The 16,466-nt window shown below is 55.8% G+C and carries 12 protein-coding genes; 2 read left to right on the top strand and 10 right to left on the bottom strand.

The features are described from left to right. Nucleotides 1–13: 13 nt before the first annotated feature. From EJL04_RS12750 to EJL04_RS12795, 10 genes are all read right to left on the bottom strand, one after another. Entirely contained in the window at nucleotides 14–1,003 is a 990-nt protein-coding gene (locus EJL04_RS12750) for a glycosyltransferase family 4 protein (RefSeq protein ID WP_021854516.1), read from the bottom strand. A 248-nt stretch (nucleotides 1,004–1,251) separates the two neighbouring features. Next, nucleotides 1,252–2,157 carry a glycosyltransferase family 2 protein gene (locus EJL04_RS12755; protein WP_125105181.1) on the bottom strand — a complete coding sequence of 302 codons (906 nt, stop codon included), beginning with the start codon at nucleotides 2,155–2,157 and terminating at the stop codon, nucleotides 1,252–1,254. A gap of 109 nt (nucleotides 2,158–2,266) precedes the next feature. Next, the gene (locus EJL04_RS12760; RefSeq protein WP_125105182.1) at nucleotides 2,267–3,403 is read right to left on the bottom strand and encodes a glycosyltransferase family 4 protein; all 1,137 of its coding nucleotides are present in this window, start codon (nucleotides 3,401–3,403) and stop codon (nucleotides 2,267–2,269) included. Nucleotides 3,404–3,565: 162 nt separating this feature from the next. After that, complete coding sequence (locus tag EJL04_RS12765) at nucleotides 3,566–4,498, bottom strand: lysophospholipid acyltransferase family protein (RefSeq protein ID WP_021854513.1); 933 nt, start codon at nucleotides 4,496–4,498, stop codon at nucleotides 3,566–3,568. A gap of 22 nt (nucleotides 4,499–4,520) precedes the next feature. Further along, nucleotides 4,521–6,350, bottom strand: a complete 1,830-nt coding sequence (locus tag EJL04_RS12770) for an ABC transporter ATP-binding protein (protein WP_021854512.1) — start codon at nucleotides 6,348–6,350, stop codon at nucleotides 4,521–4,523. Between the two features lie 519 nt (nucleotides 6,351–6,869). Next, nucleotides 6,870–8,255, bottom strand: a complete 1,386-nt coding sequence (miaB, locus tag EJL04_RS12775; protein ID WP_125105183.1) for a tRNA (N6-isopentenyl adenosine(37)-C2)-methylthiotransferase MiaB — start codon at nucleotides 8,253–8,255, stop codon at nucleotides 6,870–6,872. A 113-nt stretch (nucleotides 8,256–8,368) separates the two neighbouring features. Next, a complete protein-coding gene (gene bla, locus EJL04_RS12780; protein ID WP_053397570.1) occupies nucleotides 8,369–9,331 on the bottom strand; it encodes a class A beta-lactamase in 963 nt (320 codons plus the stop codon). A gap of 76 nt (nucleotides 9,332–9,407) precedes the next feature. After that, a complete protein-coding gene (locus EJL04_RS12785) occupies nucleotides 9,408–10,220 on the bottom strand; it encodes a DUF3108 domain-containing protein (protein ID WP_021854509.1) in 813 nt (270 codons plus the stop codon). A gap of 80 nt (nucleotides 10,221–10,300) precedes the next feature. Further along, nucleotides 10,301–12,325 carry an Ig-like domain-containing domain gene (locus EJL04_RS12790; RefSeq protein ID WP_125105184.1) on the bottom strand — a complete coding sequence of 675 codons (2,025 nt, stop codon included), beginning with the start codon at nucleotides 12,323–12,325 and terminating at the stop codon, nucleotides 10,301–10,303. After that, nucleotides 12,315–13,838 carry a GH3 auxin-responsive promoter family protein gene (locus EJL04_RS12795; protein ID WP_125105185.1) on the bottom strand — a complete coding sequence of 508 codons (1,524 nt, stop codon included), beginning with the start codon at nucleotides 13,836–13,838 and terminating at the stop codon, nucleotides 12,315–12,317. Before EJL04_RS12795 ends, EJL04_RS12790 begins: the two co-directional genes overlap by 11 nt. A 425-nt stretch (nucleotides 13,839–14,263) precedes the next feature. Between EJL04_RS12795 and EJL04_RS12800 the strand changes: the two genes are divergently transcribed. Further along, on the top strand, nucleotides 14,264–14,908 hold the full coding sequence (locus EJL04_RS12800; protein WP_053397567.1) for a hypothetical protein: 645 nt from the start codon (nucleotides 14,264–14,266) through the stop codon (nucleotides 14,906–14,908). 55 nt (nucleotides 14,909–14,963) lie between these two features. Then, entirely contained in the window at nucleotides 14,964–16,424 is a 1,461-nt protein-coding gene (locus EJL04_RS12805; protein ID WP_125105186.1) for a hypothetical protein, read from the top strand. Nucleotides 16,425–16,466 lie beyond the last annotated feature (42 nt).

A 16,466-nucleotide genomic window follows, 5' to 3' on the forward strand; every position in this document is an offset into this window, starting at 1 on the left:
GCTCCGTTGTCATTCAGTTGTTGTCCTTCTTCTCGAGATAATCAGTTATCTTTCTTGCCACTACGCTCCAGTCGAAGTCGCGTATGGTGCGCAGTCCTGCCTCGCCATACTTCCTTCTCAGCTCCTCGCTCTGGTAAAGCTCCTTGATGTGGCGTCTGAAACAGAAGCGCCAGCGTGCCGAGCGTATGCCGTTCTCCTTGTCGCGCAGCAGGTCGAGCGTGCCGGCCTTGGTGGCTATCACGGGCACGGCGCACGCCATGGCCTCGGCCACGGTGTTGTTCCATCCGGTGTAGCGCGGGTTCTCGGCCGACACAAAGCAGTCGGCACGGTTGAAGAGCTCCCAGTTGCGGTCGAAAGGATGGCCCACGACAAACTCGAAGGGGCACTTGCACGTAAACTCCTTTATGCGGCGTGCGGCGCCTTCGTCAACCGGCGTGTCATAGAGGAGCAGCTTTATGTTGTAGCCCTGCGCATAGAGCTTTTCGCACGCGCTCACTACGTAGTGGGTGCCTTTAACGCGCTCCACGATGCGTCCGTATGCCATGACGACGAACGGGCGGTCTTTAACCTCATAGCTCTCCTTGGGCTTATAGTTGGCAACGGTTACGCCGCCGATGGCCTTGAACGACTCGCGGCCGAACTTCTTGAGGTCGTACTCGTATACGTTCGACGAGCAGGCGAATACCTCTACCTCGGGATTTTTCATCAGCTTGGCCACGTTGTCGCTCTTTCTGACGTGATAGAATATCTTGTGGCGTGCATCAGACTCAAGCACCATGGGCATCATCTTCACCGTGGTGGTCCACAGGGCGTCGAGCTTTGTGCCTTTAATCTTGTCGAAGGTGCTCATCTCGCCCTTGAAGTCGAACCAGTCGGGGCCCTTGCCGTCGGGTGTGAACACTATGAAGCGGTGGCCCTGCTCGACAAAGATGTTGCCGAGCTCGAGAAAGCGCTTAACGCCGCCGTAGAGCTTTGTGTGGGGCAGTAATACTCCTAATATCATATATAGTTGTTGTTAATTCGGATGAAATTTTATATTACCTTTTGTCGCGCTGCCGGCATCCTGCGTATCGCATTGATATTCAATGGCTTGCAATATGCCGTCTTTTGGTTTGCAATATGTGGCCTTTCAGCCTGCAATATGTGGCCTTTCAGCCTGCAATATGTGGTCTTTCGCGATGCGATATGTGGCCTTTTGTATTTCAGTCTGCCAGCAGGCCTATTTTGTACGGTGCCGGCAGGGCTGCGGGCTTATTGTCTCTTGTCGTTGTCCCAGAACTTCCACAGCGGTCCGAAATCCTTTGTCAGCATCCACCACAGAGCTTTCAGTCGTCCGCGCAGGATGTTGGCCTTCAGATGGCCGTCGTGCCTGTAAGTGTCAGTAAGGCGGCTGTCGAAGTCGTGTCCCTTGTAGGTGAAGATGCGTCTGAAGGTGGAGTTTGTCATGCCCCACTTGAGCAGAAACTGCATCTGTCCCATGTTCTTGCGTATGCGGGTGGTAGATTTTGTCTCGAAGTGATACACGCGGCTTGCCGATATGCCCTTCATCATCCTTATGCCGCAGAGATACAGCTTGGCGGTGAAGTCGGGGTCGCTGTACATTCCGGGCGAAAGCTCTATGCTGTAGCCGCCCACGAGGTCCCATATGTCGCGGTGAACGATGTTCGGCGGCAGCGTTGCGCCCGTCCAGTCGTTCATCTTATAGGTGCGGAACTCGTTGAGCAGGTCTTGCTCCCTGAATGTCTCAGGCGTGTCGCCATAGTCGGCGTTTATTATCGAGTCGCCCTTTGTGCGGGGCTGTATTGTCGTCGACGACAGGAAGAACCGGTTGTCGGGCAGCGCCTTTATCTCGTCATACAGCGCCTTGTCCCATTCAGGCAGCGCATACATGTCGTCGTTGATGAAGAGCATATAGTCGGTCTTCACCTTGCTGCGCATCATGTTCATGGCCAGGCACACGCCCACGTTGGTCTGCGAGTGGGTGTAGTCGAGGCCCTGCTGCCTCACCCATTCGAGCGTGCCGTCGCTTCCGTCGTTGACGTGTACTATAATCTGGTGCCTGTATGTAGAGTTCTTCCTTATGCTGTCCACGCATATCTTAAGGAAGGGCAGGTTGTTCCATGTGGGTATGAGTATGGAGAATATTTCGCCGTTCATAGTCGTTACGTTATTTTGCAGGGCTTCGGCGGCGGCATTGCTTACATCCGCCCGTGCCTTTGCTTTGTTTGTATTATATGGTTATAGCCCCTTTGGCGTGTCCTTGCCGTCAGATGCCGAGCACGTCCCTGTAGACGTTCATCACCTGCTGGGCCACGTTGTTGCCCTCAAACCGCGTTATATACTGGCGGCTTGCGGCTATGCGCTCCTCGCGTCCGGGTGCTCCCTTGACAACCTGCTTTATGGCTTCGGCCATGGCATAGACGTCGTCGGGGTCGACATATATGGTGCCGTTGCCGCCTGCCTCCTCAAGACAGCTGCCCGTGCATGCCACAACGGGCAGTCCGCTCTGTATGGCCTCGATGACCGGAACGCCGAAGCCCTCGTAACGTGAGGGGTAGACGCACGCCTCGGCCATCTGATAAATGGCGGGCAGGTCTTCGTTGGGCACGTTGTGAAGTATCTTCACGCGGCTTTCGAGAGCGTTCTCCCTGATATACGCCTTCACCTTTTCGGTGTATGAGGTGGCCTTGCCCACTATCACCAGACTTATGTCCTCGGGCAGCATCCTCAGTGCCTTGACGGCCAGCAGCACGTTCTTGCGCTCCTCGATGGTGCCCACGTTGACGATGTAGCGTTCGGGCAGCATGTAGCTCGTGTGCACCTCTTGCATCTTCTTCTCGCCCTCGTGCATCTTGTAGCGCGAGCCGCAGCTCTGATATATAACGTCTATCTTTTCGGGGTTTACGCCTCCGTAGAGCATTATGTCGCGCTTGGTGCATTCGCTGATGGCTATTATGCGGTCGGCCTCGGCACAGGTCTTTCTGAACTTCCACGCATAAATCTTGGTGTCGGGCCAGTTGTACCATTCAGGATGACGCATGAAGATGATGTCGTGAATGGTAACCACGGTCTTTATGCCGGCCTTCTTTATGCCAATGGGCAGCTCGCCCGAGAGTCCGTGATAGAGTTTAACGCCGTCGGCGCGGAGGTCGTCCACCATTGAGTGCATGCGCCACCATGCTTTCTGCAGGCCTGAGAGGTTCCTGCGGGGATACACAAATCTTACGCTGGCCGACTCTCTTACCTGGCTTCTCAGCGCGCTGTCGCCCTTGTCGGGGGCGTAGAGGTGGAGATTTATGTCGGGCGTTATAACCTCCGAGAGGTCGTTGATCAGTGTGCGGGCGTAGCTTCCCAGTCCGGTGCGGTTACATACAATGCGCTTGGCGTCGTATCCTATAATCATATTTTGCATATTTTGTTGCGGGCTGCATTCTGCCTGGCCGCCGTGCCGGCTTGCGCCGTCTTGCCGTTCCAGGGCACTTTGCCGCATGCTTGCCGCTGTTGTGCAGCGCGGCGTGTGCCGGCCCATTAATGTTATATGTTTCACGTGTGACAGGCTTCCGGCCTACTTTCTCACCACGTGTCCGTTTTCAATCTTGAACTCTTTGTCAAACTCCTCCCTCGTGCGTTTCCAGCGGTTGTGGCTCCACAGATAGAAGCGCGGCTCGCGCCTTATGGTCTGCTCGAGCATGACAAAGAACTTTTTGGTTATCTCAAACTCAGGCATTTCGCCGGGCTTGTCGGTCATGAGCTTGAAGGTGTAGATATATTTTCCGCGTTCGGGGCGTTCAACGTCGATGTAGAACACGGCGTTGTTCATCTTGCGCATTATGCGCTCGGCGCCCGTGAACACAGGTGTGTCGTGGTTGAGGAACGGCAGCCACAGGTGGATGTTGCGGTAGCGGGGCGCCTGGTCGGCTATGTAGCCGAAGAGATTCATGAGGTTCTGGCTGCGGAACGACACGAGATATCTCAGTATGTCCTTCTTGGGGACGCACACTCCGCCCATGCTCTGGCGCATGTTGATGAACAGGCGGTCGAAGAGCTGGCTGCGCAGGGGGTGATATATCAGTCCGATTACGGCCTCGGGATGCTTCTTTATGACAAGGCCTGTGGCCGAGAGCAGCTCCCAGTTGCCGTAATGTCCGAGTATGCCGGCGCAGGTCTGGCCTCTGTCGAAGCACTCCTCAATCTTGTCGATGCCCCTGAACTCGATGCGGCTGAGCAGCTCCTGACGGCTGACGGACATGAGCTTGACGGTCTCTACGAAGTAGTCGCAGAACCACTTGTAGAATCCGCGCTCTATGCTGATGCACTCCTCGAGGCTCTTCTCGGGGAATGCCGATGTTATGTTGCGTCTGACGATGTCGCGGCGGTAGCGCACTATGTGGTAGAGAACGAGGTTGGCGATGTCTGATATCACATAGAGGGCCCTGTAAGGCAACTTTGACACCAGATAGAAAATGCCGTAGATTATGTTATATAAAAACTCTTTCATTCCTCTTTCTCCGGTTAGTTGATTACAGTGTCTGCATGTCGTTCAGCTTCTTGTAGTAGCCGTCGATGGCGAGCAGCTCCTCGTGGGTGCCGCGCTCAACGATCTCTCCCTCGTGTATGACGCATATCTCGTCGGCGTTCTTGATGGTCGACAGGCGGTGGGCAATGGCCACCGTGGTGCGCGTCTTCATCAGATGCTCGAGCGCGTCCTGCACCAGTCGCTCGCTCTCGGTGTCGAGAGCCGACGTAGCCTCGTCGAGGATGAGTATCGGCGGGTTCTTCAGTATGGCGCGGGCTATGCTCACGCGCTGGCGCTGTCCGCCCGAGAGGCGTCCGCCGCGGTCGCCTATGTTGGTGTCGTAGCCGTGTTCCGACTCCATGATGAAGTCGTGCGCGTTGGCTATCCTTGCGGCGTTCTCTATCTGCTCCTGCGTGGCGTTGTCTACGCCGAACGATATGTTGTTGCGGAAACTGTCGTTAAACAATATGGCCTCCTGGTTAACGTTGCCTATGAGCGAGCGCAGGTCGTGCAGTCCCATGTCCTTCACGTTCACTCCGTCGATGAGCACCTCGCCCTCCTGCACGTCGTAGTAGCGCGGTATGAGGTCTACGAGCGTCGACTTGCCGCCGCCGCTCTGGCCTACGAGCGCCACGGTCTTGCCCTTCTCGATGGTGAGGTTGATGTTGCGCAGAACCCACTTCTGGTCGTACTTGAACGACACGTTGCGGAACTCTATCTTGCTCTTGAAGTCGGTTATGTGCACCGGATGCTCAGGCTCCTTGATGTTGCTCTCGGCCATGAGTATCTTGTCCACGCGCTCCATCGAGGCGAGACCCTTGGGTATGTTGTAGCCCGCCTTCGAGAATTCTTTCAGCGGATTGATTATGCTGTAGAGTATAACGAGATAGTAGATGAACGTGGGGCCGCTCAGAGTCATGTTGTTTAGCACCAATACACCGCCGAACCAGAGCACTATGACAATCATCACCGTGCCGAGAAACTCGCTCATCGGGTGGGCCATCTGCTGGCGGGTGTTCACGCGGCGTATGTTCTCGCGGTATTCAGAGTTAATCTTGTCGAAGCGGCGGTTCATCTTCTCCTCGGCGCAGAAGGCCTTTATGATGCGCAGTCCGCCCAGCGTCTCCTCCACCTGGCTCATCGTGTCGCTCCACAGCGACTGTGCCTTTATCGACTTCTGCTTCAGCTTGCGGCCCACAAAGCCCATGAACCAGCCCATGATGGGCACTATGACGAGCGTGAAGAGCGTCAGCTGCCAGCTGATGACGAGCAGCGTGGCAAAATAGAACACTATCAGTATGGGGTTCTTGAAGAGCATGTCGAGGCTCGACATTATGGAGTTCTCAATCTCCTGCACGTCGCCGCTCATGCGCGCTATGATGTCGCCCTTGCGCTCCTCGGAGAAGAATCCGAGCGGCAGCGACGTAATCTTGCGGTAGAGCTGGTTGCGTATGTCGCGCACCACGCCTGTGCGTATAGGAATTATCGTGGCCGACGAAAGGAAATAGGCACCCGTCTTCAGAAACGTCATGAAGGCCAGAAACAGGCCTATGACGAGCAGCGTTGTGGTGGCGCCCATGCTCCCGATCATCTCGTAGATATAATAATTGGCGTTGTTTATCAGCACATCTTTCATGTTGCCGCTGCCCCAGTCCATCAGTCCGGCAGGCACGCTGGCCGCCTGAGTCTTGAAAAGTATCTGCAGGATTGGTATTATGGCCATGAAAGAAAAGATGTTCAATACCGCCGAAAGGATATTAAACACCACCGTCAGTACCAGGTATTTTTTGTAGGGAGGTACAAAACGGCGCAATACTTGTAAAAATTCTTTCATCTATCCGTGGGTTGTTCTTTTTATGGAATTTAGGTTTATTCCGGTTGCAAAGATAGTGTTTTTGTGCAAGAAAACAAAATATGGCGGCCGTTTTAGTTCATTATGGGGCTGTCTGAGGGGCCGCAAAGGCGATATGGGGGCTGTTTGAGGGGCTGATCCATGCCGGTTGTCATACTGCCGGAGCATGCCGGAAGGCACGCCGCTGTCGGCTTTTTCGTGTTCTGTCAGCGCCTTGCAGCATGAAGGACCGGTGCCGTTAGTTACAGTTTCGTGCCCCTGTCGTGCGGCTTGTAGGGCGGCGCTTCGGGGCGGAATGTGTCGGGTTGTATAACGCATTGATACACAATGCGTTGCAAAAGACCATGTTTCGGGCTCTAAAAGATGGCCTTTTAGGCTGCAAAAGACGGTCTTTCGGACGGCGAAAGGTGCCCTTTCAGAACATGAAAGGCGGCCTCTTGATGATAAGAGTGCCGCCTTTCTCTTCAAAGTTAATATTATCGTGCTTCCAATTAGTCGGTTTTATGCCTCGCCACCGTCTGCGAGCACGCCTTTGAGCGTTGCGCTCGAGCTGTCGGTTATCCTTACCCTTACGGTCTGGCCGATGTGGCAGTTGCCCTTGTCGAACACCACCACTTTGTTCTGTCCGGTGCGTCCGAAGAGCTGTTCGCGGCTGCGCTTGCTGAAGCCCTCTATCAGCACGTCGAACTCCTTGCCTACGTCCTTGGCGTTCGACTCTGCCGACAGCTTGGTCTGCAGCTCTATCATCTCTGCCAGGCGGCGCAGCTTAACTTCCTCTGATACGTCGTCGGGCAGGTGCTTCGATGCGTATGTGCCGGGGCGCTCGCTGTATTTGAACATGAAGGCAGAGTCGTAGCCCACCTCGCGCATCAGCGAGAGCGACATCTGGTGGTCTTCCTCAGTCTCGCTGTGGTAGCCCACGAATATGTCGGTAGATATGGCGCAGTCGGGTATTATGCGGCGAATGGCCCTTACGCGGTCCATATACCACTCTCTTGTATATTTGCGGTTCATCAGCTTCAGTATGCGGTCTGATCCGCTCTGCACGGGCAGATGTATGTGATGGCAGATGTTGGGCATCTCGGCTATCACGCGCAGCGTGTCGTCGCTCATGTCCTTCGGGTGGCTCGTGGTGAAGCGTATGCGCATGTCGGGCACGGCCTCTGCCACCATGCGCAGCAGTGCCGGGAACGCCACTTTCTCGCTCTTTGCGTCGGCTTTGCCGTCGTTACCCTCGCTGTTTACTTTTTCATTTTTACTTTTTAATTCTCCTAAGTAGGAGTTAACGTTCTGTCCGAGCAGCGTAACTTCCTTGTATCCGTGTTCGTGCAGGTCGCGCACCTCGCGCAGAATGCTCTCCACGTCGCGGCTGCGTTCGCGTCCGCGTGTGTAAGGCACGATGCAGTAGTGGCAGAAGTTGTTGCATCCGCGCATGATGCTCACGAATCCGCCCACGTGCGGTCCGCATATTCTCTGCGGCATTACGTCGCGGTAAGTCTCTGTGGTAGACAGCTCGATGTTCATCGCCTTGTGTCCCGTCTCGGCCTGAGCTATTAGGTCGGGCAGGGTGAGATAGGCGTCAGGGCCGGCCACGAGGTCGGCATGATGGTTCTCGAGCAGGTCTTCCTTCACTCTCTCGGCCATGCATCCCAGCACTCCGATAATCATTCTTCTGCCCTTGCGCGTCATGGCGTGCAGGGTGTCGAGGCGGTTGAGCACTTTCTGTTCGGCATTGTCGCGCACGCTGCACGTGTTCAGAAACACGGCGTCGGCTTCGTCAACGCTTTCGCACAGTTCATATCCGGCCATCTTCATCACCGAGGCCACAACCTCGCTGTCGGCCACGTTCATCTGGCAGCCGTAGGTTTCTATAAATAGTTTCTTCATCTTCGTTGTTATTGGTGTTTTAGGGGGATGGGAGCAATGGGATGGATGAGACTTATACTTTGCCGGCTGATGCCGCCGCGCAGGGCTTGCGGCTGTCGTCGGCGGGCGTCCGCTCACTCTCTTTCATCGCCCAGTATTATCTTTGTTATCTCGGCCATGAGGCGCGCGTTGTCGGCGTCGCTCATCTTCGAGTCTTTTATCAGTATGGCTATGGCCACCTGTCTGCCGTCGGGCATGGTCACCACTCCGGCGTCGTTGTCTGCCATCTTGGTGCCGTCAGCCATGCGGAATCCCGTGCCGGTCTTGTGCGCCAGCGTCATTCCTTGGCTCAGTCCGGCCTTTATCTTGTCGGCTCCCGTGGTGGTTGCGGCCAGCGCCTGCTTTATGCAGCGGTCGTATTCGCCGCTGAGCAGACGGCCGTCGTATAGCTTACGGAGCAGCCACACCACCGACTCGGGCTTGCTCCAGTTGGCATAGCTGTTTATCGGTGCTTCATACATCGTGGCCTCCGTCTCCGACAGATGGCAGTCTTTTATGCCCATGGCGTGTATCTCGCGGTCAACGCTGTCTATGCCTCCTGCCATGGCTATCAGTATGTCGGCGGCGTTGTTGTCGCTCTCGGCTATGGCGTAGCGTATCAGCTGCGGCAGCGTTATGCTGAACCTGCCGTCGGGATGCAGCTTCATCAGCGGACTGTATGTGTCCTTGCGCATCTGCTCAGGCGTTATGTTGAGCGTCGTGTCCACCGCTGCGCCCCTGCGCTCCATATCTTTCAGCAGGGCAACGGCCACGTGGAGCTTGAACACGCTCATCAGCGGATACAGCCTTTCGTTGTTCATGCTGTGCATGGCGTTGCCTTCCATCCATGCCACGCCTATCTCGGCATCTTTGCCTTCAGCGAGTTTCTTTATGGCAGCAAGCTTCTTCTGTCCTTCGTATTGAGGCATTTCTGCCGTCACGGCAGCGCCTTCAGTCGTGCTTTCACAGCCACTTTCGCGGCCGGCAGCCTGCGTTCCGGCGCAGCACATAAGGCATAGCGCAGCTGCGGCTGCCCTCATCGTTATCTCTTTAAGCATTGTCTTTGCTCCTATGTTATGTCGCCTTTTCCGGCCGTATGCACCAATGCGTGCAGCAGCCGGCAGCCTTTGGCGCTTATTTCGTTACTGAAGTTATCTTGTTGCGCGTGCCTCTCATGTTGGTGAGGAAAGCCTTTGCCGAACCGAACTTCAGGAACATGTCGAGCCTTACGGGTATGTGGTTGGCGTCGTCGGTTACGAAGAAGCGCGCTATCTCGCGCCATTCGCCCTTGTCCTTCTCGGTGTACGACAGTTCGAGGCAGCGGTATTTCACGCCGTTGTCGGCCTTCACGGTCTTGCGTCCCATGAATTTCAGCTTCGCCGGGTTAAGTCCGTTGCCGTCGGCGATGGGGAAGTCAACCACGTAACCCTTCTTCCAGTTGGCCGGGTCGAAGCTGCGCGCCCTGAGAAATATGTTCATCATGTCGTAGACACACTCGCCGGGAGTCACCGTGCGCTTCTCCACCTTGCCGTCCTTGTGCAGCCGGCTCTGTGTTATCTTGCACTTTCCGCCCGGATAGCTGTACCACACCTGGTCTACGGTGTAGCGCTTTCCCTCGAGCGCTCCCTTGCGGTAGTAGAGCGGTGCGAGGTTGGTTGTTGAATAGCAGAGCAGCGTGTCGCGCATCACGAACATCTTGTCCATCTTGCTGTTGCCCCTTGTGGTGAGGCTGGCGCGGTAGGCCTGCTGCCCGTTATACTTGCTTTGCACTATCGACATCGAGGCGGTGCCTACTCTTACCCATACAAACTTCCAGTTGTAGTACAGGTTGTATGACAAGAACTCGCCCGACTTGAAGGCTGTGTTTCTGAAGCTACACTGCGCCATGGCTGCCACGGCAGTTGCAATCAGCATTATTGCCAGTGTGAGTGTTCTTAGATGTTTCATGATATGTGCATTTTTGTTTGTGTCCTGTTCTTTCCGTGCCGGCCGGCGGCTTGCTGTCAGCGTGCCTGTCGTTCGTGCCGTCAGTTGCCCGGATATGGTATGCCCATGCTCTTGGCCCGGTCGAGGTTACGCTTCTTTATGGTCTTTTCCTGTTCGGGCTTCTGCTTTGTTATTTCCATGGGCTTTTGCTTTTCGAGGCTCCGTGCCGTTGGATTCCATGTCAGGTTGAGGTCCCATTTAGCCTTACATTCTATCTTTTCGGGATAGTAGTAGGTGGTTTCGGCCTGGCGGTCGGCGGCATATTCGCCCGTGTCCCACTTGCCGTTCTTGTTCGAGTCGATAAACATCCTGGCGTAATATGTGCCCGGCTTTACGTAGAAGAACGACGCGTTGCCGTCGGTTGTGGTCGTCTCTTTCACCACTTCGTCAGAGTTGTTGAGCATCTGTACCACCACCGTGGTGTCGGCCATGCCTGTTATGTTGAACATAAGCGTGGCAAAGGCGTCTTCGGTCTGTATCTTGAAGCCTGTCTTGAACGGCGCGGTGGTCTTGCCGTAGATGTCGGTGAAGGCCATGGTGTCGGTCTCCAGACTGTATTCCGTGCCCGGCCGCCACTCTCCGAGCAGCTCGTAGATGCGGTTGGTGCCTGCCTTCTGCCGCAGCACGAACGGCGATTTATACCACAGCGTGTCGTGCTTCGAGTAGAGATGTATGCAGGCCGTGTCCACCTTCTGCAGCGGTGTGGGCATCTCGATGGTTATGTTCTGGTCGGGCGCAGGCTCCGACTGCACGTTGTATTTGGGCTCGAGCGCCTCGGCGGGCATCTCCGTCTGGTATTCCTTGCCGCGCTTCTTGGCTTTCTCCTGTGCCTTCTGCCACTCTTCAAACTGCTCTTTCTTCTGCTTCATGCGCTTCTCGTAAGGCTCCTTTGACAGCACGTCGAGCGTGTCGGTCTGCATCTGCAGCACTCCAAGCGTGTCGGTGGCGAGATATTTCAGCTCCATTCTGAGCGTGTCCTGGTTGACGAGCGTGGTGTCCTTCAGCCAGTAGGTGATGGTGTCCTGCTTTTCTGTCGTCTCAATGATGAAGGCGTCCTGCTCGTTGAAGTTGAGTCCCTTGATCTCCGGCAGCTGCTTGTTGCCGTAGCTGAAGTAGAGCGTGAAGCGGTTGGCATAGGCTCTTTCGCTCTTCAGCAGGTAGCGGTCGGTCTGCTCTTCGGTGAAGGCTCGCAGCACGATGTCGTCGGGCAGGAAGTGGGTGTAGGGCACCCGGCGTATGGAGTCGATGCGGAGCGAGTCGCGCCAGATGGTGTCCTGCCTTATGTCGGGCTTGAAGGTTGGCTCTATTATGTCGTGATTGAATGCCAGCTGTTCGCTCTTCTGATTGAAGATATAGTTGTTGTCGGCGTCAGAGAGCGCGTATATGCGGTATTTTCCGGTGGCAATGCCTTTGATGATAAACTTGCCGCGGCTGTCGGTTCTCGACACTCTGAGCATGGGCTGGCGTGTGAATATGCTGTCGCTCAGGTCGCTGTAGAGGCCTACGAGGATGCCTTTAATGGGCTCGAGGTTCTGCGCGTTGAGCACGTATCCTGCCACTTCGAGCGTGTCGATGTGGTCGCCTGTCGAGAAAGTGTAGGTGTAGTTGCCCAGCGGGTTGCTCTCGTTGTTGTCGCTGATGGCGTCGGAGAAGTCGACGGTGTAGGTGGTGTTGGGCTTGAGCGAGTCTTTAATCTCCACCACGATGCGCTTTCCGGCGGCCTTGATTTCGGGCGTCTCGATCTGCGGAGGCGATATGACGACCTTCTCGGTGGGGTTGTCCACCTGGATATATTCGTCGAAGTTGATGCCTATCTTGCGCGTCTTGACGTTTATGCTCTTGTCGGCGGGCGAGCTTCCGGTTATTCTCGGCGGCGTCTCGTCATACCATCCGCCGTCGGGCTGTCCCATCCTGGCGCACGACGTGATTATCACGGCGGCCATGAACGTCAGCAGGGCCAGTGCGCCTTTCTTCAGGCGTGCTGCTCTGTGGCGTGCCTCGGCGGCGTGTGCGCTGCCGTTTGTGGTGCTGCGCCGTCTGCTGTTGCGCTGTGTGTCAGTGTTCATCGTCTTCGGTGTTAAATCTCAGCATTTGTTCTATGATGTCGCGGCTGTTGCTAAGTCGCGGCACCTTGTGCTGTCCGCCCAGTTTGCCCTTCGACTTGAGCCAGTCGTTGAACAGGCCCGTGCGCGCCTTCACGATGTCGAGGTGCTGAAGGGTTATGTCCTTGTAGCGCTTTGCCTCGTAGTCGCTGTTTATCTCCTGCAGCTTCTTGTCGAGCAGTGATGCAAAGCGGCCGAGGTCGTCGGGCTCTCTTGAGAACTCGATGAGCCACTGGTGGCGGCACTTGGCGTTGCCGTCCATGAACACCGGGGCGGCTGTGTATTCGAGCACCTCGGCACCCGTCTCGCGGCAGGCGTGGGCAAGGCCCTGCTCGGCATTGTCGACGATTAGCTCCTCGCCGAAGGCGTTGATGAAGCTCTTGGTGCGTCCGGTGATTATGAACTTGTAGGGATTGGTTGACGTAAACTTGACGGTGTCGCCTATGATGTAGCGCCACAGTCCGCACGACGTTGATATGACCATGGCATAGTTTACGCCTGTCTTGACGCCTGTTATGGGCACTACGGTGGGATTTTCGGCTCCGAACTCGTCCATCGGGATGAACTCGTAGAACACTCCGTAGTCGAGCATCAGCAGCATCGACGGGTCAGAGGGGTCGCTCTGCAGGCCGAAGAAGCCCTCGCTGGCGTTGTAGGTCTCCATGTAGTGCATGCCGGGCGAGGTGATGAGCTGCTCATACTGCTTGCGGTAGGGCGTGAAGGCCACGCCTCCGTGGAAGAACACTTCAAGGTTGGGCCACACCTCCTCGAGGTGAGTCTTGCCCGTAAGCTCCATCACGCGTGTCAGCACGGAGAGCATCCACGAGGGCACGCCGCTCAGGTTGGTCACGTTCTTGTTCATCGTCTCGCGGGCTATGCGGTCGCGCTTCACCTCAAAGTCAGACAGCAGCGCCGTCTGCTTGCACGGCACTCTGACCATGTTTGCCAGCGGACTGATGTTCTCTATCAGTATGGCGCTGAGGTCGCCCACAAGGCTGTTGCGCAGATTATAGTTGGGCGAGTGGCTTCCGCCCAGTATGAGGCTCTTGCCGTCGAACAGCCGGCTCTTGGGGTTGTTGCGCAGATAAAGGGCCACGGCGTCCTTGCCGCCCTGATAGTGAAGGTTCTGCAGACCGTCGTGACTTACGGGTATGAACTTGCTCTTGTCGTTGGTCGTTCCCGACGACTTGGCATACCACTTTACCGTTCCGGGCCAGAGCACGTCGCTCTCGCCGTGGCGCATGCGGTCGATGTCATTCTTCAGTTCCTCATAAGTGTTCAGCGGCACGTTAGCCGCAAAGTCCTCGTATGACTTCATATTGCCGAATATGTGCTTTCTGCCGTATTCGGTGTCCTTGGCACGGCCCGTCAGATATGCCAGCACCTCGTTCTGAAGTGCCCCGGCCTCGTTGATGTGCCGCTCAAGCTCCTTCTGCCGCGGCAGAAACAACTTGCCAATTATGCTAGTAATGCTCATCTTCTAAGAGGTATTTTTAAGCTGCAAAGTTAGTCTAAACTTTTGTAATACGATAAGATTTTTAATATTCTTAACACGCGCGCACATCTTTATGCCGGGGCCTTGCAGGCCGTGTGGCGTGCGTGCTGCCGCCGGCCGTTTTATGAAAGATGCCCTTTTGCAGCCCGAAAGGGCACCTTTTGCATGGCTGAATATAACGCCCTGTCAGCCAGTATGTTACAATTCGCCTTTCGCCTTGGCTGCACAGGCACCGTAAGCAGCGGCGGCACGGCATGAGAAAATGCTTCAAAAACCATGCCATGCCCATGCCACGGCGCAGCCCTTGCCCTGCCGCGGCGCAAAATAAACGGCCCGACATTGCCGGTTTTCAGAAAAAAATCATATATTTGCAGAAACATACCTTACACACATAACAAGCATAACTTATGAGTCATCCACTATGGTCTGATGAATACTGGCTGCTGCTCATGCAGCTCTATCAGCGCAAGCCGGCAGGCATAAAGCCCCTCTACTCGCGCGGAATGGTAGAGCTGAGCCTCGAGCTGCACATACCTCCACACTATCTTTACGAGCAGATGTTCAGTCTGCGCCGTGCCGCCACGCCCCGGCTCGGGCGACTCTGGGCCACATACGGCGATAACCCCAGGCGCCTGTCGCGCGACGTGAAAGTGCTGAGGAGCATGGCAGGATTCAGCAACGCAGCCCTGTTCTACGACGGAGTGGCCATGCACGAGTCGTTCGAGCGCGACTTCAGGCCCATGCCCTCATGCGGCCAGCTCATGCCGATGATGCTTATAATAATACTCGACCAGTACTTCCGACTGACGCCCGCCACGATGGTGCGCAACACGCCCGAGATAGCCGAGCTGTCGAAGCTCATGGGCATAAAGGCCGACGTGGTGGTGGAGGTGATGGAGACGTTTCAGACCTTCGACCCTTATCTCAACCGCAGCAAGGCCCAGCCGTCGCCGCTCACAGACGAGTGCCGCCGCGTGTGGCAGCGCTACGGCAACGGCAACCCCGAAGAGCTGTCGTCGCTGGCAGCGCAGCTGAAGGCATATTTCGGCTGAAAACGATGCATACGGAGCAATCGCTAATATTCAGATATAAATACTAATTGAAGAAATGAGAATGACAATCAGGACAACGTTGATCAACGTTATGCTGCAGGTGGCGTGTGTGCTTGCGGCAGGAGCGCAGGTGCAGGAGCCCTGCGGAGTGTATGAGGCAGCCGACAAGGTGGACGGGCTAACCCGCCAAGGCTACATGGAGATAAACATAAAGGAGCCCGCCGTGCCCGATTTTTCGCAGACATTCGTCAAGGGCGCCACCCACAACTTCAGTCTTTTGCCTTCAGACTTCATGAAGAAGCCCTCACGTTATTTTGCAGGAAAGAAAGCCACGGGCTTCATCAAGTATCGCAGCAAGATACTTATCAGCAACACCGAAACCCTGATGCTGACCGACCCCGAGCCCATGCAGGGCGGCTACAGGCTTAAGTGGGCAAGCGACATGGGCAAGACCGGCACCTGCACGATGACCATTGCAGCCGACGGCACGCTGTGGTTCACAGGCCTTGGCACCTTCGACAAGAGCATAGGTCCCGACAAGCTGGTGTTCGTAAGGCAGCCCGGGCAGACCGCAGCCAGGACATATCTGGCAGCCGGAAGCGACAAGCCGCAGCAAGGAGGCGGCACGCCTGCCGCAGACAAGCCCGCTACAGGACAGACCGCCAACGGCCCGAAGGGCGGAGAGACGTCGGCATCAGCCGTGGACAAAGGGCAGACCACAATGCCCACCGACGGCACGCCGGCCTACAAGCCCGCTACCGACGCCGCTGGAAACATAATGCTGCCGAGGGCAAGCAGCGGCACGCTGACAGGCAGATGGATAGGCGACGGCGGACTGATGATAAAGCTCAACTCGATTATTAAGTCATACAGATATTCCAATGCCGCATATCACGGATTTATAACCATGGAAGGACCGGGATACATCAGCGAGGGAATCGTCGCCGTGGTGAAGCACTCTGACACCTGCGTCGGCCTTTACAGCATACCGCTCGACACCGATGTCAGGCAGATTCACTACTCTGAAATACATCTCGGCCCCACAGGCCGTGCCTCCACTTACCATCTCTGCGGAAGCGTTGAGGTGCGTTCGCAGTCATACAAACTGATGACCAACACCGCCATCTATAAGCTGAATCCCATAGACACACGCTATTACGGCATGTTCTCTACGGGCAACGAGGTGAGGCCCGTGCCCCTGAACTTCTACTTCAAGCAGTCATACGACGACGGCTACGGCAACGTGAAGCTGGGCTACGGCTGCATAACCTTGTCGTACAACATGGGCAGCTACATCGACAACGACTTCATTTATGACGCACAGATACAGGAAAACGGCAGCGTAAGGATAAAGTATCAGTGCGGCAGAACCGATAACAAATACTCTGCACTGCTGGTATGGAACAAGGGCAGAAAGTCGTGGTCGGTCACTCAGATTAGGCGTATTGAGGGCAGCAGCGACGACTGCTACATGATGAACAGCCCGCAGATAACGTTCAAGGACGATATCATGTAGGCATACGTCTTGTTGTCAGGCTGCGGCACATGGCTGCCGTGC

The sequence above is a fragment of the Prevotella marseillensis genome (genome assembly GCF_900625065.1).
GTDB classification, from domain to species: domain Bacteria; phylum Bacteroidota; class Bacteroidia; order Bacteroidales; family Bacteroidaceae; genus Prevotella; species Prevotella rara.

Bases quoted from the DNA above. Each gene is read 5' to 3' on its own strand.
- EJL04_RS12795 (WP_125105185.1), bottom strand. From the start codon at position 13,838: ATGAGCATTACTAGCATAATTGGCAAGTTGTTTCTGCCGCGGCAGAAG.
- EJL04_RS12770 (WP_021854512.1), bottom strand. From the start codon at position 6,350: ATGAAAGAATTTTTACAAGTATTGCGCCGTTTTGTACCTCCCTACAAA.
- EJL04_RS12790 (WP_125105184.1), bottom strand. From the start codon at position 12,325: ATGAACACTGACACACAGCGCAACAGCAGACGGCGCAGCACCACAAAC.
- bla (WP_053397570.1), bottom strand. From the start codon at position 9,331: ATGCTTAAAGAGATAACGATGAGGGCAGCCGCAGCTGCGCTATGCCTT.
- EJL04_RS12755 (WP_125105181.1), bottom strand. From the start codon at position 2,157: ATGAACGGCGAAATATTCTCCATACTCATACCCACATGGAACAACCTG.
- EJL04_RS12750 (WP_021854516.1), bottom strand. From the start codon at position 1,003: ATGATATTAGGAGTATTACTGCCCCACACAAAGCTCTACGGCGGCGTT.
- EJL04_RS12765 (WP_021854513.1), bottom strand. From the start codon at position 4,498: ATGAAAGAGTTTTTATATAACATAATCTACGGCATTTTCTATCTGGTG.
- EJL04_RS12805 (WP_125105186.1), top strand. From the start codon at position 14,964: ATGAGAATGACAATCAGGACAACGTTGATCAACGTTATGCTGCAGGTG.
- miaB (WP_125105183.1), bottom strand. From the start codon at position 8,255: ATGAAGAAACTATTTATAGAAACCTACGGCTGCCAGATGAACGTGGCC.
- EJL04_RS12785 (WP_021854509.1), bottom strand. From the start codon at position 10,220: ATGAAACATCTAAGAACACTCACACTGGCAATAATGCTGATTGCAACT.
- EJL04_RS12800 (WP_053397567.1), top strand. From the start codon at position 14,264: ATGAGTCATCCACTATGGTCTGATGAATACTGGCTGCTGCTCATGCAG.
- EJL04_RS12760 (WP_125105182.1), bottom strand. From the start codon at position 3,403: ATGATTATAGGATACGACGCCAAGCGCATTGTATGTAACCGCACCGGA.